A 20601-nucleotide genomic window follows, 5' to 3' on the forward strand; every position below is an offset into this window, starting at 1 on the left:
CATCAGGTAGTAGCCGGCGCTGTTGACGAGAAAGCCGTTGGCGTTGACCTGGAAATCGCCGGCGCGCGTATAGTCGGTGACCCCGTTGAAGGTCGGAACGTTGTCGGTGATGCCGGTGGGCTTCTGCACGTTGAAGAAGCCGTCGCCGTTGATCGCAATGTTGGTTGCGACGGTCGAATTCGAGACGGTGCCCTGGGTGGTGATGGTCTGCTGCGCGTGCGCGGTGACGCCGCCCGCGACTTGCTTGTCGACCGTCAGCGATTCCGGGATCAGATCTTCGAAGCTGGTATTGATGCCCTTGTAGCCGATGGTGGAGGCGTTCGCGATGTTGCCGGATATGTTCTGCAACGCGAAAGATTGGGCCTGAAGACCGCCCACGGACGTATTAAGCGCGTCGAAGATACCCATAACTTTGTCTCCACATTCGATCCCAGGGCGCTCGCGGGCGGTTTGCCCGCGCATGGCCATTTCGGGGGAGACATCGCAATCGCCGTGCCAAACAAAGGATTCGAGCTATTTCAATGAGTTAAACAAAAAGCCCCGGCCAGAAGGACCGGGGCACAATTGCCGGGCGGGCAACAATTGCCGGGAGCAAAGTTCCGAATAACAGAACGAAGTTCAGCTCGCCGTCGCCGCCGCAGGGTGGAAATTCAGAGCGTATCCATCCATACAGTAACGCAGTCCGGTCGGCTTCGGACCATCGTCGAACACGTGGCCGAGATGGCCGCCGCAGCGGCGGCAATGAACTTCGGTCCGCCGCCAGCCGAAGGAACGGTCCTCGCGGGTGCCGACGGCGTTTTCAAGCGGCTGATAGAAACTCGGCCAGCCGGTGCCGCTTTCGAATTTGGTGTCGGACGAAAACAGCGGCAGGTCGCAGCCCGCGCAGGCAAAGGTGCCCTTGCGGTGCTCCTTGAGCAGCGGGCTCGTCCACGGCCGCTCGGTGCCCTCCTTGCGCAGAATATCGTATTGCTGCGGCGTGAGCTGGGCGCGCCATTCCGCATCGGTCTTCTCGACTTCGAACTTCTCGGCGGCAGCCAGTGCAGGTTCGCCGCGCAGCCAGCGCAAGCCGGCAAAGCCGAGCAGACCGGCGGTGGAAGCAAGCAGAATACGGCGATCGATCATCTGATATCTCCGTCAAAACAGGCTTGTTCGAGATACGGTCGCTGAAGCGCAAAGTTACATCGATTGGTGAGAGAATTTCTCACGTTTCCGCGAGAGGGTGTGTTTTTAAGAGCCGCGCTCGCCCGGCCCTCCCGCAACCACCTCAGGCTGTTCGGCCGGACGATGGCGCTGGGGCTGCGGGTTGGGCTCGCCGGAGCGCGGTCGCGGCGCCGGTCTCACCCCGGCCAGCCGATTGGCTTCGGCAAGCCGCGCCTCGCGAATCCGCTCCTGCTCGCGCAGCCGCACGCGATAGCGCGCGAGCGCTCCGGCCGCCGCAGAGCTTGCGCGTCCCCACAGGCCGATCATGTGGCCGGCGATGCGCCCGGTCACCCCGCCTGCCCACACCAGTTCGAACGGCGAAAACAGCCGCCAGCGCTCGTCGCCCCAGAGAATGCTGCGCGCGATCAATTGACCGGCCATCGCACTCGTCGCCAGACCTTGCCGGCCAAATCCGCTCGCGACCCAAAGTCCGCGGCGCAACTGTCCGACCTGCGGCATGCCGTGCACGGTCTGGCCGGTCGCACCGCCCCATACATCTTCAATTTGCACGCGCCCAAGTTGCGGAAAAATCGTGTTGATGCGCCGCGCGATATGGGACGCAAAACGCTGCGGGCGGGCATCCCATGTGGTCTCCGGGCTCGCCCACATCAAACGGCCGTCATCGACGATGCGGAATTGATCCACCCCATCGGTGTCGAGCACCGATCCCTTGAACGCGATCGCATCGGCAAGGCGATCGCCGAGCGGTTCGGTGATGCCGGCATAGCGCCAGACCGGCAGCAGCGTTTCCGACAGACGCCGCGACGGCGCCCCGAGGTGAACGTTGCCGGCCAGCACGATGTGGGAGGCGCGCAGCCGCGCCGACGGGGTCACGATGCGCTTGCGAATTCCGGATGCATCGATGCCGACGACCGGCGTGTCCTCGAAAATCCGCGCCCCCGCCCGCACCGCCAATGTCGCAAGCCCATGCACGTATTTGCGGCCGTCGATCTGGAATGCCTTCGGAAAATAGATGCCATGAAAATAGCGATCGGTCTTGAGCCGGGCGCGGACCTGATCGATTTGCCAGCCCTCGACCTCGGTCTCGAAATCTTCGCCGAGCATCTGTAATTCGCTGATCAGGCGATCGCCTGCATCGACGTTGGAGACTTCGAGCGCGCCCTCAGTGATCGCAATCCCCGGCATCAATTGCTCGGTGGCCTGGGCGCGAACATATTCGGCGCCCTCTTTCGACAAGTTCCAGAGCTCTTTGGCGTCCTCCAGCCCGACGCGCGCGATCAGATCCTTGAGCGCCAGGCCAAAGCCCGGTATCACCGTGCCGAGCAAGCCGCCGGAAGCTCCCCAACCGACATTGCGTCCTTCGAGCACGACGACGCTGGCGCCGAGGCGTGCCGCTTCCAGCGCAACCGTGAGGCCGGCAAGTCCGGCTCCGACCACGCAGATGTCGGCATCCAGGTCGAATGTCAGCCGCGCGCGGCTGCCATTCATTCCGCCGTCGGGATCTGCGAGTATCTCGTTCATGCCGTTTCTTACGAAATTAGGACCCGTGGTACTAGCGGTTGTCTTGCCCTGAGCTCTACTCTGTATTTAATCGTGGTCGATTTTGAATCGAATCGGAATGCCCCATGCGCCGTTTGATGCTGTTTCGGCATGCCAAGACCGAACATGACGCGCCGAGCGGACGCGATCAGGACCGCCGGCTCGATAACCGCGGCCGCCACGATGCGGCCGAGATTGGTGCATTCATTGGCCGGAATCCGCCTTTTCCAAGCCTTGTGCTGGTGTCACACGCGGTGAGAGCGCTGCAAACCTGGGAGATCGCCTGGGAGGCGATGAAGGAGTTCGTGCCGGCGCCGGAAGTCGAACTGATGCCGGAACTTTATGGCGCGGACGTGCCCCAGCTTCTCGAAACCATCCGTAACGCCTCGGTGGCCGACCCGCATCGGCTGATGCTGGTCGGACACAATCCTGGAATGCATGAGGTTGCCATCGCGCTCGCAGGGAGCGGCGATGCTGCAGCTTGCGATGCACTGGCCGACAACCTGCCGACCGCGGGCCTTGCGATCATCGATTTCGACATCGACGACTGGACCGACGTGCGGATCAAGCACGGGCGGCTGGAGCTGTTCGTCACCCCCAAATTATTGAAACAGGCCTAGTGGAGTGGCTTTGACATTCGCTGCCGATCTAGCCGCGAGTTCGCCAAGCGAATGTCAAATCCAAAACTCCACTAAAAACCTGTATTTGCCAGTGTGGTGGTTCAGAAATTCTCTTCGGTTCTGCCGCGAGTTCGTCAAGAGAACGCTGAACCTAAACCACACTGGTTCATAGCTTTCTGGCGTCCCTTTGAATCCGACGTTCGCAAAAAAGGGCCGCAAGTGTGTGCGAACTTCGGATTCGGGACACCAGTGGTCCCCCCTGATTCTAGCATTCGCAAAAGGGGACCGCTGAGACGGGATGCGAATGTTGGAATCGGACCACTAGCGCGACTAAGGTCGCTCTTCCGGGACCTTCGCCAATCTGTGCTAAGCTACGTCGGAACCGGCATCTTACAGGAGGGCATAGATGTTCAGGTCCATTCTCGTGCCGCTTGATTTGGCCGACACCGATCTTGCGCGGCCCGCGCTCGCCACCGCAATCACCCTCTCGCAAAACTCCAACGGCAAGATCAGGCTCCTCAACGTGTTGCCGATGACGCCGGTGATGCTGGCCGAATACGTTCCGGCCGATTTCGATGTCCAGCAGCGCCAGACATCGGAAGAAGCGCTCGCGATCATTGCGCGCGAATCCGGCCTCGATCCGTCCCGCATCTCGACCACCGTGCGGCAAGGCGGCATCTACCACGAGATCCTCGAGGAGGCCGCCGCAATCAAGGCTGACCTCATCGTCATGACGTCGCACCGGCCTGCGATGCGAACCTATTTCCTTGGCTCCAACGCCGGCCATGTCGTGCGCTATGCTAAGTGCTCGGTGCTCGTGGTGCGGCACTAAAGCTTATTCACCAGGCACCAGGCAGCTGGTACGAGCAGAATCGCGCACCTTACCGGCGCGAGGCCGCGCGATAATCCTTGCGGCGCTTCACCGTCGATTCGATCTGATGACGCGGCAGCCCGATATCACGGAGCTGATGATCGTCGAGCTCGCGTAACATCTTGATGGTTTCGCGGCGCGCCCAATAAGTCATCGCGCCTTCGATCCAGGCAGAAAGCCGCCGGCCCCATTCGCCTGCCGAGCCGGACCGGACATAAGTAGAAATCACGGCCATCATTCCTTTCCGTTGCCAGCCGCGCGGCAAAGCGCCGCCCTCGGCGCGAAGCGGTGACCGCGCGCCTGATCCTTCACCCTCGGGCCACGCAAGCGGTCCTCGGTGCATCACTGTTTGATGATTCCTAAATGATCTCGTAAATGTCTCGGTTCAAGCGAAACATTGCTCTCGGAGCAATAATCTCCGAAAGCAAATGCGCGTTCTCGACGCTCAGGGCAGCAAGGCCTTCGGCACTTCCTCGAAGCGATAAACGAGCGGCCTGTTGCGCGTGACAAAGCCGCCCACCTGCCAGGCAAACAAGGCGGCGAAGCCGGCGAGAAACAATGCGCCCGCCCATTCGCGCGATGCGACCGAGCGCACCACCAGAGCGCCCATCGCGATCGCCACCAGCACCACGCACCCGATCGCCGCCGCATAGAGCCCTGGACGAAGACCGCCGGTCAGCGTTGCCCGGCTTCCCGCTTTGGCCATCCGCGCGTGCAACTCGATGATGAAGTCGCGGTAGTCCTTGTCCTGCGGCGCCATCAGCGCGGCGGTCTGCCAGCTGGTTGAGAGAATCGAAAGCCGGCCGCCATCGGCGTTGCCGATATCGGCGCGAAACCGTCGCGCCTGCATCGAGACCGGCCGATACGACAGACGGACGAACGCAATATCCTCATAGCGCCAAACTCCTGTGCGGCCGGCGATGCGCCACGACAGACCCTGCTCCGTCAACTCGAATTGATGCGCCGAGCCGATCAGCGAGGCTTTATAGGCGTAACGAAGACCGGACGAACTGGACGACATGCTGGCGCTATCTCGGCAGGGCAGCCCAGAAGAAGGCCGCGGTTGCCAGGGCGCCGAGCACGGTGCGCACCGCATGGATCGCGCCCCATCTGACGATGAGCGCGCGCGACCCCGACCCTGCCTCGTCGAGATCGGTCGCCAGCAGAGTATCGTTGGTCGGCTTGATCACAACCAGCGTCCAGGGCCATGGCGCAACGATCAAGAGCGCGCCGATCAGAAAACCGACATGGGTCACCTCACGCCATGCCAGCATGCCGAGCACGAAGCCGATCAGGGCGAGCGGTGCCTGCATCAGCGCACCGCGCTGGTATGCCGGCTTCCATTCGGTGAGCAGCGCGCGGTCGTCGAGCAGCAGGCGCGCAGGTTGCTCGGCAAAGTTCACATAGAACGCCGCGCCCGCAAACATCGCCGACGCAATCAGCGCAAGAAGGCCGAATGCCATGGCAGTTCCTCCTTTGACTGACGCAAACACAAATGCTTGCACCGATCACTGCCGCTATTCTACAACGAGTGCGGCGACTCAGAAGTCCGCATCATTGCTGCCGCGAATCCGTCATGCGGACATCTGAGCCAAAGCCACACTAGATCAATAAATTAGCTAGTGTCCTTTCGATTCCGAAGTTCGAAACGTGGCTCCGAAAAAGCTACGAACTTCGGAAACACTAGCGCCGTGGATTTGACATTCGCTACCTGGACATGCCTGAGACCAATGCCTTTCCCAGCCGCCTGATCCTCGCCGCCGCGGCGATCTCCGGCGTGCTGCTTGCGCTCGCCGTGCACATGCTCGGGGCGAGGTTCGGGCTCGATCTCGGCGGCCTGTGGCGATCGGATGCCAGCGTGTTCATGCCGGCAGGGAGCGCGCTGGCATGGTGGCTGATCGCAACCGTCGGTTTTTGCGGCGGCTACTTCACCGCGACGCTGATGCACAGCGCCGCATCGGGACAGATCCCGATGCGGATGCGGCAGTTCCTGGTTGCGGTCGGCGTGTTGCTGCTGGCCGGCGCGGGACAGGTCGCCTCAGGGCCGAGTTCGATGCCGACGGTCGCCGGGTTCCTCGCCGCTCTCGCCGCCCTTGCGCTTGGTGCGCTGATGGCATTCTGCGGCGCCCACTTCGCGCTGCGCAGGGCATGAGATCAGCGGACGGCACGCCGTTCAGCGCCCTGCCAGATCACGGCACCCGCAATCAACAGCAGCGCCACCGAAATCGCCAATGCAAGATGCGTCCCGCGCATGAACGTCTCATGCTGGCCGACCAGCGCACCGAACAGCGCAACGCCGAGCACGCTGCCGGTCTGCCGCGTCGCATTGAGAACGCCGGCCGCGATGCCCGAGCGCGACTTGTCGACACTGCCGAGCAGCGTGGCGGTCAAAGGCGGCACCAACAGGCCCAAACCTGCCCCGATGATCATGAGCTGCACGAGCGTTTCGACGTACGGCGTGCCGGGCTGAAGCGGAAGCAGCAACAGGCATCCGAGCGCCGATAATGCACCGCCGAGCGCAATCGCGGCCGGCGCGCCGATGCGCTCGCTGATCCGCGCAGCGATCAGATTGGCCGGCAACACGATCCCCATCATCGGAACGAAAGCGAGCCCTGTTTGTAGTGGCGACAGCCCGTTGATGCGCTGGAAGTAAAGGCTGAAGACGAAAATCAATCCGTAGAAGGCGATGTTGACGAGCAGGCCGACCAACGAGGTCAACGCAAACAGACGATGGGAGAACAGCGACAGCGGCAGCATCGGATGCGGCGAGCGCGCCTCCTGAACGATAAACAGGATGGCAAGCAGCACCGCGCCTGCAAGGGCCGCGATCACCCATGCGTTGCGCAAACCGAGCGCGCCGCCTTCGATGATCGTGCCGGCGAGACATCCGAGTGCTGTGATCGCCAGCATCTGGCCCGGCAAATCCACCTCGCGCTCGCGATTGCGCGTGGTCTCGCTGGCGTAGCGCCAGCTCAGCCAAAGTCCGGCAATGCCGATCGGCAGGTTGACCAGAAAGATCGAGCGCCAGCCGACCAGCGCGATCAATGCGCCGCCCGCGAGCGGTCCGGCTGTCAGCGCCAGACTGGCGCCGGCGGCCCAGGTGCCGACCGCGCGTCCTCGCGCCCGCTCGTCGGGGTAAGCGTGATTGAGCAGCGCCAGCGAGTTCGGGACGAGAACGGCAGCCCCCAATCCCTGCACGGCGCGGGATGCAATCAACACCGTCGCATTCGGTGCAAGCGCACAGGCGAGCGAAGCCAACGTGAAGATCGCAAAGCCGGCCATGAAGACGCGTTTGGCGCCGATGCGATCACCGAGCGCGCCTGACGTCAGGATGAAGGCGGCAAAGGCAATCGTGTAAGCGTTCACGACCCATTGCAGTTCGGACACGCCACCGCCGAGCGAGGTGCCTATACGGTCGAGCGCGGTGTTGACGATGGTGACGTCGAGTTGGACCACGCCATAGCCGAGACTCATCGCAAACAGCGTCAGCGCCGCCGACAGACTTCGCTGCGGCGGTTGTTCCGCCGGCGGTGCAGAGAATTGTTCCGGTGACGCTACGCGAGATCCATCATCTTGCCGCCAATGCGGAACCGGCCGCGATTTTGGCATTGCTGTTGGCATGGGCTATCTCCGTTGTCGCCGGCCCAACGCCAAGATAGCGGCTCGGTTCACCGCAAGATTTCGATTGATGTCGAACTATGCTCGCAAGCCGGGAGGAAGTTGCCGGCGAAGTGCTCAGGCGCCGGGGCGGCGCGTCGGCATTTGCACGTCCCAGGCAAGGCCGACCAGCACGAACAGGCGCAGCAGGAGATATGTCAGATCGATCTCCCACCAGAGCCTCTGATTGCAGGCGCAAGCCGGCTCGGCATGGTGATTGTTGTGCCAGCCCTCGCCGCTCGCCAGGATCGCCACCAGCCAGTTATTGCGGCTCTGATCACGCGTGTCGTAATTCTGGTAGCCGAACACATGCGCCAGCGAATTCACCGTCCAGGTGATGTGCCAGACGATCACCGTGCGCACGACCACGCCCCACAGCCAGACGCTGGCGCCGAACTGCGCCGCCGTCGAGAGGCTATCGCCGAGCGCGAGCCCGATCAGCAAACCGGCGCCATAATAGATCACCGACTGCGCAAGCGTGACCCACACCACATGACGCTCGATGAAACGGTAGAAGCCGTCGCGCAGAATATCGCGCGCGTAGCGATCGTAAGCGCTTTGCCGGCTGAGATCGGTGTTTTCCAGAAACAGCCAGCCCATATGCGACCAGAAGAAATTGACCAGCGGGCTGTGCGGATCGGGACGTTCATCGGAACGGTGATGGTGCAGGCGATGGGTGGCCACCCAGCGCGCCGGGGTGTCCTCCACGCACCAGACCGCAAGCAGCGCGAAGGCGTGCTCGAGCCAGAGCGGGCATTTGAAACTGCGATGGGTGAGCAGTCGATGATAGCACAGGTTCATCCCGCATGCGCCGTAGACATAAACGCCGACGAACGCGAGCACGGCACCTGTCGTCGAGTAGAACCATGGAACGAACGCCAGCAGCGCCAGGGCGTGATAGGTGCCGACAGCAGCCACATATCGCCAATTGATCCGCCGCTCGCTGGCCCCGAGCGGAAGCGGCAGCGCCGGCACCCGTTGGGCCGCGCAGCTCGCAGCGGTACTCACGCCGGTATCGAATGGTTTTTCCAAGTGCCTCGCCCCGAAAGTCCGGGAGTGTTTCTTGCATAATTGCCGGCGCTTCGCGAGGCCGAAGCTGTGGAAATTTTTTGCCCAAGAGTTGCAGGATGATTCTACCGCTGCCTGGAACCGGACGGTGACGACAGCGGCCGGGGCAGAAACGAAAAGCCGCAGGCTTGGCCCGCGGCTTTCCGTCTCACGTCAAGCCGATCAGCTCGCCGCGCGCATATTCACCTTGCCTTCGGCCAGCGAGGTCAACTTCTTGTCGGTGACCTTCTCTTCATCCAGCGTTTTCTGAAGAATGCTGGCGCAATCGTTGCGGCCGAGTTGCCGCGCCCAGGCGATCAGACTGCCATAGCGCGCGATCTCGTAATGTTCGGCGGCCTGCCCCGCATTGATCAGCGCCGCATCCATCACCGATTTGTCGGCGACTTCGCCGGCCACGTCCTCGGCCTCTTCGATGATACCGTCGATGGCCGGACAATCCACGGCCTGCACCTCCGCCCCGTGCATCCGGAACACTTCCTCGAGACGCTGCACATGGGTCTTGGTCTCTTCAAGATGGGTCAGGAAGCCATCCTTGAGCTGCTTGTCGGTGGCCTTCTCGGCCATCTTCGGCAGCGCCTTCACCAGTTGCTTCTCGGCATAGTAGATATCCTGAAGTTGATGGACGAACAGATCGTTCATGGTTTTGATGTCGCGGGTAAACAGTCCCATTGTTCCAATCCTTGTCGCTGGAGGAACACATCGGCGCCCTCGTCCGACCCCGCCTCGCCGATATGTTCGATTTTTCAGATACGGCGCTAACCGATCGAAGCGGCCGATGTTCCTGCCAGAGACAAAACATGATGCCGGGAACATCCGGAGATTTACGGAGATCATTCCGGCGCGATTTTGGGGATCGCGCAAGCTTGTCGGGGGTTGACTGCGGCGAATGCGCGACAGTCGGTCGCTTTGTCAAGGACTGCACAAACCAAGGTTTTTGCCGTAAGGGTCTCGTTTCCGAGGACGATCGGTACCAAATGGACCTGATCGTTTTGAAAAGGCCGGCAACGCCGTTGCGGCCCTGCCGGGAGGACGAATGGTTCGGCTACTAGCCGCGCTTGGGCGCGGCTTTAAGGAACGGATAGGCTGGAAACGGGTCGGAATTGCCGCCAGCCTCGTCATCATCGCCCTTGCGATCAGGACCCTCGTTCACACCCTCAAGGGCATCGACACCGGCGTCATGCTGGTGGCGCTGACCAATATCCAGCCCCATCATATCGTGCTTGCCGGGCTGTGCGTGGTCTGCGCGTTCTGCACCCTGACCTTTTATGATTTCTTTGCGCTGCGCACGATCGGCAAAAAACAGGTGCCCTATCGCATTGCGGCACTGTCTTCCTTCACCAGCTATTCGATCGGCCACAATATCGGCGCCACGGTCTTTACCGGCGGGGCCATTCGTTTCCGGATCTATTCGGACTACGGGTTGAGCGCGGTCGACGTCGCCAAGATCTGCTTTCTGTCCGGCCTGACGTTCTGGCTCGGCAACACCTTCGTGCTCGGCATCGGCATGGCCTGGCACCCCGCGGCCGCCTCCGCGATGGATCAGTTGCCGCCTGCGATCAACCGCCTGATCGCCCTCGGCGTGCTGGCCGCGATTGCCTCCTATTTCGTTTGGCTCAGCCTTGGCCCGGAACGGCGCGAGCTCGGACAAAACGGCTGGAAGGTCCGCCTGCCCTCGGCGCCGTTGACACTGGTGCAAATCCTGATCGGGGTGGTCGACCTCGGTTTCTGCGCCCTGGCGATGTACCTTTTGATGCCGGCCGAGCCGGGCATCGACTTCATGTCGCTGGCGGTGGTGTTCATCCTGGCCACGCTGCTCGGCTTTGCCAGCCATGCGCCGGGATCGATCGGCGTGTTCGACGCCGCCATGCTGGTGGCGCTTCCGCAATTCGGCAAGGAGCAGTTGCTGGCGACGCTGGTGGTGTTCCGCATCCTGTACTTCATGATCCCCTTCGGGATCGCGATCTCGATCATGGGCACGCGCGAACTCTGGCTCAACGTGGTGAAACCCTGGCAGCTGCGGCGCAAGCAGGCCGAAGCCTGTAGCGCAATCAACGACGAGACGGCTGAAGTCGTCGAGGTGAAGGCGACGACGGTGCCGTTCCGCCAGCGCGCGGGCTCGCGCCGCTAGGCCTGTTCGGATCTTGTCCTGAGCCTTATTGCTTGGGCTGCGGCGATTTCTTGCCGGCCGACTGCTTGGTCGCGACGGCCTGCGCGGGCAAATATTTGGCGATCACGGTCGGGTCGAGCGTGGCCAGTTCGGAATCCGGCAAACGCTGCCAATACTCGTCCTTGCCGAGCAGCGGCGTCATCACGTAGCCGCGCAGCGTGAGCTGCTGCCCGTCGGCGCTCAGGGTCATCTTTGCCTTCCAGACCTGCCCGTCCCGCGGATCGAGGATGTTGCCGCCCTCGTATTCGAGGCCGTTACGCTTCATGTCGCGGATGAAGGAAATGCCGAGCACCGGCGCATCCTTGCGGTCGTCGGTACATTTCGAGCAGGTCAGATGCGGCGGCGTACCGGGTTTCGGAAACGTCTTGGCGATCGCGCCCTCAAATGTGCCGTCGTGGTGATCGACCACGAGCACCCAGACCACCGGCTTGCCGTCCTCGATCTTCTGCCAGAGGCCGGCCGCGGTCGGCTCGGCTGCGCGCGCGGAAACAGCGGTCGCAAGCGCGACGGCGCAGCCGCCCGCGATCCAAAGCCACCCCCGCCATCTGGAACCCGCCATCATCGTCTCCTGATCGGTTTGGGCCTCGTATTCGCGCCGGAGATTATGGCTATTTGCCAGATGCAGCCAGCGCCGAAGCCGTGGGCCCTAACGTCGCACCTTCACGCGTCACTTTGGCGAAGCGCCGATGACGCATTGAAATAGCGGCCCTTTTCGTCGCCCGCTTGGCGCGTCAACTGACGCCGAGCTTCTTCTGCAGGCTGGTCGATGAGGTGGTGTACTGAAACACCAGCCGCTTGTCCGGATAGACGTAGCGGTGCGCCTTCTGCGCCATCAGCGAGCCCTCGTGGAAGCCGCAGAGAATGAGCTTGAGCTTGCCCGGATACGTGTTGATGTCGCCGATCGCGAAGATCCCGGGAACGCTGGTCTCGAAGGCCGAGGTCTCGACCGGGATGAGATTGTTCTCCAGCGCAATGCCCCAGTTGGCGACCGGCCCGAGCTTCATGGTCAGCCCGAAGAACGGCAGCATGGTGTCGCAGGCGACCTTCGACATTGCGTTGTCGTTGCCCTTGATGTGAGCGCCGGCGAGCTGTCCGCCCTCGCCCTCCAGCGCCGTGACCTGACCGATCTTCAGGACAAGCTTTCCGGCCGCTACCAGCGCGCGCATCTGCTCGACGCTGTGAGGCGCGGCGCGGAAATCATCGCGGCGGTGAAGCAGCGTGACGCTTTTCGCAATCGGGTGCAGGTTGAGCGTCCAGTCGAGCGCGGAATCGCCGCCGCCGACGATGAGGATGTCCTTGCCGCGGAATTGCTCCATCTTGCGCACGGCGTAGAACACCGAGGTGCCTTCATAGGCCTCGATGCCCGGCACCGGCGGACGCTTCGGCTGGAACGAGCCGCCGCCGGCCGAAATCACCACCACCTTGCATTCGAACTCCTTGCCGGCGTCGGTCGTGACGCGAAACGCCGGATCGCCGATCTTTTCGATCTTCTCGACCATCTCGCCGAGATGAAAGGTCGGGTTGAACGGCTTGATCTGCTCCATCAGCGCATCGGTCAGGCCCTGGCCGGTCACCAAGGGAATGCCCGGAATGTCGTAGATCGGCTTTTCCGGATAGAGTTCGGCGCACTGGCCGCCGACCTTGTCCAGGATGTCGACGAGGTGAGCCTTCATATCCAAAAGGCCGAGTTCGAAAACGGAAAACAGCCCGCACGGGCCCGCGCCAATGATCAGCACGTCGGTCTTGATGGTTTCGCTCATGTCGCTTCTTTTCGGTTGAACAGGACGGCGGAAGGAGCGCCATAATACGGGTTGCGGACCTCGCGACAACCCCTTGCCGGCACTCGGTAACTGCGCTGTAAGAACGCGGTCCCGGAGAATTTTCTGCTGTGAATACCGCCGTCCCGCCTGATCAGAGCCCACGCCTGGAAGATTTCCCCTATCGCCTGACCGACAACGTGCGCTTCGCCGATCTCGATCCCAATGGTCACGTCAACAACGCGGTCTATTCGACCTATTTCGAGACCGGCCGCGTCACGCTGATGAAGGATCAGAGCTATTGGCAACTGCCGGAAGGCCTGACCTGGATCATGGTCCGCCTCGACATCCATTTCCGCGCCGAATTGCACTGGCCGGGCACGATCGAGATGGGGCTCGGGGTTGCGAAATTCGGCCGGACCTCCGTGACCTTCGATCAGGTGGTGTTCTCGAACGGGCGCTGCGTGGCTTCCGCGCAATCGGTGACCGTGTTAATCGATCGGATGACGCGCAAGCCGACGCCGCTGACGCCGGAGATCCTCGCGAAATTCCAACCCTGGCTTCGCCGCGGCACGGAGCTGGCGCGTTCAAATTGATGTTCAAGATTTTTTATCGATAAGGAATTGCAACGATGAAGATGAAATTCGGATTGGTGCTTTCGGTTCTTGCATTTGCCCTCGGCCTCGCCACCACGAGCGCGCGTGCCGCCGACATCGTCGGCACCTGGCGCCTGCAAAGCTGGATCGAGGAGGAAACCGAAAGCAAGGTCGTGCACAACGTCTTCGGCGAACATCCACTTGGTTTCATCACCTTCACCGCCGACAAGCGTGTCGCGGTCATCTTCGTGGACCCGACCCGAAAGGCTCCGGCGGCCCCGAAGGCCACCGATGCCGAAGCCACCGAACTCTACCGCACGATGGTCGCCTACGCCGGCAGCTACAGCGTCGAGGGCGACAAGCTCACCAATAAGGTCGAAGTGGCCTGGAACCAGGCGTGGAACGGCACCAATCAAGTGCGCTTTTTCGATCTCAAGGACGATCGCCTGACGGTCAGGACGCAGGCTTTCATGAGCCCGTTTCTCAACAAGCAGATCGTTTCGACGCTGGTGTTCGAACGCTTGAAATGAGGGCCGCTTGCGAAGGCAGGCCTGATCAGGCCTGCCGTTCCGGCGTCGAGACCACGAGGCCATCGAGTTCGTCCGAAACCTTGATCTGGCAGGACAGCCGCGAGTTCGGCCGCACGTCGAAACCGAAGTCCAGCATGTCCTCTTCCATCGGCGATGGCGGACCGACCTTCTCGCGCCAGGCTTCATCGACATAAACGTGGCAGGTTGCGCAGGCGCAGGCGCCGCCGCATTCCGCCTCGATGCCCGGGATCGCATTGCGGATCGCCACTTCCATGACGGTGGCGCCGTTTTCAGCGTCAATGGTACGGGTTTCGCCGGAATGGTCGACAAAGTGGATCTTGGCCATGTTCGCTCGTACTGCCGGAAAAGGGTATGGGGAGCGAATGTCAAATCCACTCCACTAGCAGACCTATAACGGGTCGATCCGATCAACGCTAGTGGAGCAAAACGGCCGTTTCGTCAGGCTTGGCGCAGAACCGCGGCAATCGCGCTTTTGGCGTCGCTGACGGCGTCATCGAGTTCGCTTAAGGCGTCCGCCGGATTGCCGCCCGACCTGATCAGGCTCTCGACATGGGCGGCGGCATCGCCGAGCGCAAACGCGCCGACCGCGCGCGCCGACCCCTTCAGCGTGTGCGCCAAGGCCGAGGCATCCGGCGGAAGCGCCGCAAGTTCGCTCGCCAGGCGCGAAGCCTGAGCCGCAAACATCGTCAACACTTCGCGCTCGAGCGCCGCATCGCCAAGCGTCATCCGCCGCAAGTGGGCGATATCGATCGGGCCATCATCGGGAGCGAGCGGGGGCGATGGCATCCATTCAATCCGGTCCAGATGAAGCGACATGGGACGTCCGAATCATTCCTCGCCTTGCCGTCTGTTCGCCAAGGCTCCGATGGAGCGAACCATGGAATTGGTTAATGGATGGTTGGCCTGCTGTGGACAACGGTTCCAACAGGCAATCTTGCGCCGCACCTTCGCCTTGTTTTCAGCGAAGTGTCGCCGCAATTAACCTTGGGGATCGGAATTTCGAAGCTTTGTAAGGCCTTACGGCGCGAGGCTATTAACGATGATTAAGATTGTATTAATCGCACCATTTCAATTGTGACCCCTAACCAATAGGATGTTCGCCGGACTTGCGCGGGACAGGCCGACCTCTTTTCGAGCGGCTGGGGCGCAGCAATTGGATCACGATTTCCGGCCTTGGACTTGCGAGGGCGATCGCAGGACCGTTGCCGGACATCGCGTAAGTAAAAGTAACGAGGGCTCGGACTGAACATGGCGAACACCCCCAAAAAGGTCAAAGACCCGACGGAAGTCGCACTCTCTGCCATTCAGGAAGCTCTTAACATCGCCGACAATTCGGCAAGCACCGATAGCCGCGCCGACACCCGCGGTTCGGTCCGCAACGACAGCGCGCCCGAAATTACCGCGGCTGCCCCCTCTTACAACGAACCCTTCAGCGAGCCCTCCTTCGATCCGCGGCCGAACAATGAGCGGCCGAGCTTCAACCCGGTCGAAGAAACGCGCATCACGCGCCGCGCCGCCAACGACGACCGCGAGGCCATCGGTCTGGCGTTGCAGGCACTGCAGAAAGGCCGCGCAGGACGCAACGCCTACACGATCGCGATCCTTGCCAGCGTGTTGTGGCTTATCGCCGGCGCGCTGCTCACCGTTGGCTTCTGGTCCTCGATCACCGCAGCGATGGGACAAGGTGCGGGCGGCGTGCTGGCATTGGCGGCGCTGATTGCGCTACTCGCCGCGCCGGCTTTGATGTTCTTCTTCATGGCGAACCTGTCCTCGCGCAGCCAGCAATTGCACACCATCGCGCAGTCGATGGCGCAGGTGGCGATCCGTTTCTCCGATCCGGAGACCGCGGCCAGCGACTCCATGGTGACCGTCGGTCAGGCGATCCGCCGCGAGGTCGCGGCGATGGGCGACGGCATCGAACGGGCGATCGCCCGCGCCGGCGAGCTCGAGACGCTGGTGGCGAACGAAGTCGCGGCGCTCGAGCGCGCCTACAGCGACAACGAGGTTCGCATTCGCGCTTTGCTCCAGGACATCGCCCATCAGCGCGACAACCTGGTCGGCCAGGCCGAGCAGGTACGCAGCGCCATTTCGGGCGTGCAGATCGATCTGCGCCACGATATCGCGCTGATTTCCGACGCCATCGCCTCCCGCGTCGACGAGGTCGCAAAGAGCATCACCGGCGCGCTGGAAGAGCGCGGCGCGCACATCACGAGCGCGCTCGCCAATGCCGGCGACAACATGATCCTGGCGCTCGGCGAACGCGGCGGCGACCTGCTCGATCGCCTCGAGGAGGCCAGCGCCGAGACCACGCGCGCAGTGCTCGATGCATCGGAGCGGCTGACCACCAGCCTCAACTTCAAGACCGGCCACGTTCACGACGAGTTCGTCGAACTCGCCGACCGCGTCCACGACATGCTCAACGAGCGCCTCGATCGCGTCACCGCCGATTTCGAGCAGCGCTCCGCCACCATCGTCGACGGCATTTCCGACCGCACCGAACAGGTGCACGACTCGCTGAAGAATTCGAGCGACTCCCTGCTTCTGGAGCTCGAGCTGCGCTCGGGCGATCTGGTCAACAAGATCGACGAATCCGGCAACCGCCTCGCCTCGAAAATTCTGTCCTCCGGCGAAAAGGCGAGCGACTCGCTCGACGTCACCGTGAATTCGTTGGTGGCCAAGGTCATCAGCCAGACCGAAAGCGCGCACGATGCGCTTTCGCTGCAGATGAGCTCGTTCGACGAGCTGGTGAAGAACCAGGGCTCCGAACTGGCCGAAAGATTCGCCCGCGACTCCGGCACGCTCGGGGCGCTGATCACCCGCCACATCTCCGAATTCGACCGCACCGTCAAAACCTTTGGCGGCGAGATCGTCGAGCGGATGGGCCAGCGCACCGGCGAAATTGCCGATACCCTCAAGACCTATGTCGACAATTTCGATACCCGCCTGACCTCGAATGGCGGCGAGATCACCGCTTCGCTCGACCAGCGCCTGCAACAGTTCGAGACCACGCTGCACGGCCGCGTCGAACATCTCGACGCCTCGATCGAGAGCAAGATCAAATCGTTCGACGAGGCGATCAATGGCCGCCTGAAGTCGCTGGAGGAGACCTTCGATACCCGCGCCCAGTCGGTGACCGAAACCATCGACGGCCGGCTCGGCACCCTCACCGCCTCCCTGACCGACGGTTCGGCGCAGGCTATCGCCGCGATCGACCAGCGCATTGCCAGCGCGCATGAGACCATCGACGGCCGCAGCAGCCAGCTCACTGAGACCATCACGGCGCGTTTCCAGGAAATTCATCAGGGCATCGAGACGCGCATCGGCGCCGTCGCCGAGGACATCGGCGCGCGGGTGGCACAGTTCGAGGAACTGCTGGATTCGCGGATCGAGGCGGTCGCCGGCCGCATCGAGAGCAGCGGACGGCAGGCCAGCGAAGGCCTGGTCGCCCGCGCCGAGCAGTTGTCGATGGGCATCAAGTCCCACGTCGAGGACGCCGAACGCTCGCTCGCCAATCTCGTCGTCAACACCAGCGAGACCATCCAGACCAGCGCGCGCACGGCGCAGCAGGCCCTGCTCGGCGTTTCCTCGGAAGTCGGCGCTCAATTGAAGCTGACCTCCTCGGAGGTGGAACGGGCTCTGACCGCGGTCGGCGGCAGCGCCGCCAATTCGATCGTCACCAGCGCACGCGACGCGCAGACCACGCTGGTCTCCGCCTCGTCCGATGCAGCCAACCAGGTCAAGGCGCTCGCCGCCGATGTCGAGCGCTCGCTGTCGGCAGCCAGCTCGGCGACCGCCAATGCGGTGGTTGCCGGCGCCCGCGAGGCGCAGACCACCCTTGTCACCGCATCCAGCGATGCCGCGACCCAGGTCAAATCGCTGGCCAGCGACATCGAACGCTCGCTGTCGGCCGCCGGCAGTGCAACCGCGGCCTCGATCCTGGCCAGCGCCCGCGAGGCCCAGACCACGCTGGTCGGCGCCTCGTCCGAGGCCGCCGATCACGTCAAGACGCTCGCGGCCGATGTCGAGCGCACCCTGACCGCTGTCGGTGCCGACACCGCAGCCTCGATCCTCAACAGCGCCCGCGAGGTCCAGGCTTCCCTCACCGCGACCTCGGCAGATTCGGCGAGCCAGATCCGCGCGATCTCGACCGAGCTCGAGCGCTCGCTCGCCACGGTCACGACCAACACAACCGACCGGATCACCGGCACCGCGCAGGCCGCGCAGCAGGCCGTCGTCGCCGCCTCCAACGAAGCCGCCTCGAAGATCAAATCGACCTCGGCGGAAGTCGAGCGCTCGGTGCTCGCCGCCTCCGCCTCGTTCGGCACTGCCATGACCGGCAAGACCGACGAGATCGTGTCCTATGTGCAGCAGCAGACCGACCGTCTGTCGCAAGCCATCGACGGCAAGCGCGGCGCGCTGGTCGAAGCGATCGGCAGCAAAACCACCCAGCTCACGGTCGAGGTCGACCGCGTCACGGCGGAAGCCTTGCGCGCGATCGAGACCCGTGCCCAGGGCTTCTCGCAGGCCATGCTCGGCAACAGCACCGAAGTGGCGCGCAACATCACCTCGGCCGGCGAACTCGCCACCTCTTCGGTCAACAAGTCGCTGAAGGATCTCGAACTGTCGTCGCGCAATGCGATCGATCAGTCGCGCCAGGTCTCGATCGCCGCGGTCACCGAGATGCAGGAGACCAGCAAGATCCTGCGCACCGACACCGTGGCTTTGTTCGAGCGGCTGCGCGAGGGCAATATCCTGCTGCAGGAAGTCTTGACCGGCGCCCACGACAATCTCAACTCGCTCGAGCGGGCGCTCGTCACCCGTGTCGCCGATTTCGTCTCGGCCATGAACGACGTCACCACGCGCAACGGCGCCGCTACCCAGACGCTGGAAGATCAGTTGAGCGTCTTCAACACCAAGACCGCCCGCGCGCTGGAGGACCTCAACGCGCTGTCCAGCCAGTTCGAGACCCACGGCAAGGCCCTGGTCGAGGCCGCCGCCGTCGTCGAACAGAGCAACCGCGCCACCACGACCTCGCTCGCCGAACGCAAGTCGACGCTGGAATCGCTGGTGACCACCATCGATCTGCGCACCGCCGATCTCGATCAGCGGCTGTCGCGCTTCACCAGCCTGCTCGATGAATCGCTCGCCGCCGCGGAAGAACGCGCCCGCGATATCGCGCGCGTGGTGGCCGAGACCGCCGGCGCCGGATCGGCGGCGATTACCCGGCAGTTCGAAGCCGTGCGCGCCGCGGCCGAGGAAGAGCGCCGCCAGACCGCGGATGCGATGGCAGAGATCTATCAGCAGAGCACCGAAGAAGCGGATGCGATGTTCAAGCAGTCCGCCGAGAAGTTCGCCAACATGGTCGCGAGCATGAAGCAGATGGCGGGCGAAATGCAGCGCGAGCTTGAGGCGACCCGCAACGAGCTACGTCGCGGCGTTCTGGAAATGCCGCAGGAGGCGGCCGACTCCACCGCCCAGATGCGCAAGGTGATCGTCGATCAGATCGAGGCATTGGCCGAGCTCAACCGGATCGTCGCCCATCACGGCCGTGGCCTCGATGTGGTCTCGACCGGCCGCACCAGCGCCTCGACCTATCGCGAGGAAGAACCGGCGCTGGCCGCGGTCGGCGGACGCACCGAGGTGCCGCGGGCGCCGCAGCGTGGCAGCGCCTCGAACCTGCCGCCGCCCGACCTGGGAGGGCCGCCGCCCGCACGGCGCACCGAAGCGCCGCCGGTGGTACCCACCGCTGCAAGCCAGGGCCAGGATGGATGGCTGTCCGACCTGCTCAGCCGCACCGACGGCGCCGGCGCACCGCCGCCCGCGCAACGCGGCCGACCGCAGCAGGGCGCAGGCGGCAATCCGCTCGAGTCGCTTTCGCTCGACATCGGCCGGCTGATGGACCGCAACCTCGCCGCCGAAATGTGGGACCGTTATCAGCGCGGCGAGAGCAAGGCATTCTCGAAGCGGCTCTATACGCCGGCAGGCCAGAAGGCGTTCGACGAAGTCGCCCGCAAATATCGCAGCGACCGCAACTTCAAGCAGACGGTCGACCGCTATATCGCCGAGTTCGAGCGGCTGCTCGATGAGGTCGCCCGCGAGGATCGCGGCCCGCAGGCGCTGCGCGGTCACCTCACCTCGGAGACCGGCCTCGTCTACACCCTGCTCGCGCATGCGGCGGGACGGCTGGGGTAATAGCCGGGAATCGTGAGTGGCGAACCCTGCTGTCATCGTCCGCGAAAGCGGATGATCCAGTATTCCAGAGACCCCGGTTTTGATCTGAGAAGCCGCGGCGTACTGGATGCCCCGCATGCGCGGGACATGACAACGAGCAAAACAAAAACGGAGGCCTCAAGGCCTCCGTTTTTTGTTTCCCCTGGCGAGATTTCGGGCGATCGATGCTACTCGCTACTCACTATTCTCCATGTCGCTCGTGTCTACCGCCGCCCCTGCGCCGGCGGCGGGGTCGGCGTCGAGGCCGAAGCGGCAGCCGGCGATGTCGAACTGCTGGCGCCGAACACTAGCCGCGTCGGGTTGCGGTCGAGATTGTTCACCGCGCGGCTGATATCGCCGAGCGTGCGCCGTCCGTCCGCCATCAGCGCGCCGGAACGCTTGTC

20 protein-coding genes and 1 pseudogene are annotated in these 20601 nt (G+C 63.2%); 7 read left to right on the forward strand and 14 right to left on the reverse strand.

The annotated features are described in order from the left end of the window. The 3 genes from VFL62_RS24435 to VFL62_RS24445 all read right to left on the reverse strand — a co-directional run. On the reverse strand, positions 1 to 408 hold a 408-nt coding region (locus VFL62_RS24435; protein ID WP_325174963.1), incomplete at its 3' end, for a flagellar hook basal-body protein. A 210-nt stretch (positions 409 to 618) separates the two neighbouring features. Continuing rightward, a complete protein-coding gene (gene msrB, locus VFL62_RS24440; protein WP_325174964.1) occupies positions 619 to 1122 on the reverse strand; it encodes a peptide-methionine (R)-S-oxide reductase MsrB in 504 nt (167 codons plus the stop codon). A 105-nt stretch (positions 1123 to 1227) separates the two neighbouring features. Next, a complete protein-coding gene (locus VFL62_RS24445) occupies positions 1228 to 2682 on the reverse strand; it encodes an FAD-binding oxidoreductase (RefSeq protein WP_325174965.1) in 1455 nt (484 codons plus the stop codon). Between the two features lie 104 nt (positions 2683 to 2786). Here VFL62_RS24445 and VFL62_RS24450 point away from each other — a divergent pair, with 104 nt between their 5' ends. Together VFL62_RS24450 and VFL62_RS24455 are read left to right on the forward strand one after the other, a co-directional pair. Further along, positions 2787 to 3320: a SixA phosphatase family protein gene (locus tag VFL62_RS24450; RefSeq protein ID WP_325174966.1), complete on the forward strand. Its 534-nt coding sequence runs from the start codon at positions 2787 to 2789 to the stop codon at positions 3318 to 3320. Between the two features lie 406 nt (positions 3321 to 3726). Then, the gene (locus tag VFL62_RS24455; protein ID WP_325174967.1) at positions 3727 to 4152 is read left to right on the forward strand and encodes a universal stress protein; all 426 of its coding nucleotides are present in this window, start codon (positions 3727 to 3729) and stop codon (positions 4150 to 4152) included. Positions 4153 to 4201: 49 nt separating this feature from the next. Here VFL62_RS24455 and VFL62_RS24460 read toward each other — a convergent pair whose 3' ends face one another. The 3 genes from VFL62_RS24460 to VFL62_RS24470 form a co-directional block, all read right to left on the reverse strand. After that, positions 4202 to 4426 (reverse strand): DUF1127 domain-containing protein, encoded by a 225-nt coding sequence (locus tag VFL62_RS24460; protein ID WP_325174968.1) that lies wholly within the window; start codon positions 4424 to 4426, stop codon positions 4202 to 4204. Between the two features lie 210 nt (positions 4427 to 4636). Continuing rightward, positions 4637 to 5212 carry a hypothetical protein gene (locus VFL62_RS24465; RefSeq protein WP_325174969.1) on the reverse strand — a complete coding sequence of 192 codons (576 nt, stop codon included), beginning with the start codon at positions 5210 to 5212 and terminating at the stop codon, positions 4637 to 4639. A gap of 7 nt (positions 5213 to 5219) precedes the next feature. Further along, a complete protein-coding gene (locus VFL62_RS24470) occupies positions 5220 to 5654 on the reverse strand; it encodes a DUF1772 domain-containing protein (protein ID WP_325174970.1) in 435 nt (144 codons plus the stop codon). A gap of 254 nt (positions 5655 to 5908) precedes the next feature. Between VFL62_RS24470 and VFL62_RS24475 the strand changes: the two genes are divergently transcribed. After that, positions 5909 to 6343 (forward strand): hypothetical protein, encoded by a 435-nt coding sequence (locus VFL62_RS24475; RefSeq protein WP_325174971.1) that lies wholly within the window; start codon positions 5909 to 5911, stop codon positions 6341 to 6343. 2 nt (positions 6344 to 6345) lie between these two features. On the opposite strand, the gene VFL62_RS24480 is transcribed toward VFL62_RS24475, so the two are convergent. From VFL62_RS24480 to VFL62_RS24490, 3 genes are all read right to left on the reverse strand, one after another. Further along, entirely contained in the window at positions 6346 to 7800 is a 1455-nt protein-coding gene (locus VFL62_RS24480; protein ID WP_414644839.1) for an MFS transporter, read from the reverse strand. A 126-nt stretch (positions 7801 to 7926) separates the two neighbouring features. Continuing rightward, a complete protein-coding gene (locus VFL62_RS24485) occupies positions 7927 to 8880 on the reverse strand; it encodes an acyl-CoA desaturase (RefSeq protein WP_325174972.1) in 954 nt (317 codons plus the stop codon). Positions 8881 to 9078: 198 nt separating this feature from the next. Further along, positions 9079 to 9585 carry a ferritin-like domain-containing protein gene (locus tag VFL62_RS24490; protein WP_325174973.1) on the reverse strand — a complete coding sequence of 169 codons (507 nt, stop codon included), beginning with the start codon at positions 9583 to 9585 and terminating at the stop codon, positions 9079 to 9081. A gap of 364 nt (positions 9586 to 9949) precedes the next feature. Between VFL62_RS24490 and VFL62_RS24495 the strand changes: the two genes are divergently transcribed. Beyond that, positions 9950 to 11044: a YbhN family protein gene (locus VFL62_RS24495; protein ID WP_325174974.1), complete on the forward strand. Its 1095-nt coding sequence runs from the start codon at positions 9950 to 9952 to the stop codon at positions 11042 to 11044. Between the two features lie 25 nt (positions 11045 to 11069). On the opposite strand, the gene VFL62_RS24500 is transcribed toward VFL62_RS24495, so the two are convergent. After that, positions 11070 to 11645 carry a DUF2147 domain-containing protein gene (locus VFL62_RS24500; RefSeq protein ID WP_414644838.1) on the reverse strand — a complete coding sequence of 192 codons (576 nt, stop codon included), beginning with the start codon at positions 11643 to 11645 and terminating at the stop codon, positions 11070 to 11072. A 169-nt stretch (positions 11646 to 11814) separates the two neighbouring features. After that, complete coding sequence (locus VFL62_RS24505) at positions 11815 to 12843, reverse strand: NAD(P)/FAD-dependent oxidoreductase (protein WP_325174976.1); 1029 nt, start codon at positions 12841 to 12843, stop codon at positions 11815 to 11817. 128 nt (positions 12844 to 12971) lie between these two features. On the opposite strand from VFL62_RS24505, the gene VFL62_RS24510 reads away from it, so the two are divergent. Together VFL62_RS24510 and VFL62_RS24515 are read left to right on the forward strand one after the other, a co-directional pair. Next, positions 12972 to 13436 (forward strand): thioesterase family protein, encoded by a 465-nt coding sequence (locus VFL62_RS24510; RefSeq protein ID WP_325174977.1) that lies wholly within the window; start codon positions 12972 to 12974, stop codon positions 13434 to 13436. Between the two features lie 35 nt (positions 13437 to 13471). After that, positions 13472 to 13966, forward strand: a complete 495-nt coding sequence (locus tag VFL62_RS24515) for a lipocalin-like domain-containing protein (RefSeq protein ID WP_325174978.1) — start codon at positions 13472 to 13474, stop codon at positions 13964 to 13966. Between the two features lie 25 nt (positions 13967 to 13991). Here the strand turns inward: VFL62_RS24515 and VFL62_RS24520 are convergent, their stop codons facing one another. Continuing rightward, positions 13992 to 14312, reverse strand: coding sequence for a 2Fe-2S iron-sulfur cluster-binding protein (locus tag VFL62_RS24520; protein WP_325174979.1), 321 nt, complete (start codon positions 14310 to 14312; stop codon positions 13992 to 13994). 113 nt (positions 14313 to 14425) lie between these two features. Then, complete coding sequence (locus tag VFL62_RS24525; protein WP_325174980.1) at positions 14426 to 14803, reverse strand: Hpt domain-containing protein; 378 nt, start codon at positions 14801 to 14803, stop codon at positions 14426 to 14428. 432 nt (positions 14804 to 15235) lie between these two features. On the opposite strand from VFL62_RS24525, the gene VFL62_RS24530 reads away from it, so the two are divergent. Further along, positions 15236 to 20179 (forward strand): methyl-accepting chemotaxis protein, encoded by a 4944-nt coding sequence (locus VFL62_RS24530; protein ID WP_325174981.1) that lies wholly within the window; start codon positions 15236 to 15238, stop codon positions 20177 to 20179. Between the two features lie 242 nt (positions 20180 to 20421). On the opposite strand, the pseudogene VFL62_RS24535 reads toward VFL62_RS24530, so the two are convergent. Then, positions 20422 to 20601: pseudogene (locus VFL62_RS24535) on the reverse strand (MCE family protein); the annotation flags it as partial.

Origin of the sequence: Bradyrhizobium sp., from assembly GCF_035701725.1 — a bacterium.
Classification (GTDB): Bacteria; Pseudomonadota; Alphaproteobacteria; order Rhizobiales; family Xanthobacteraceae; genus Bradyrhizobium.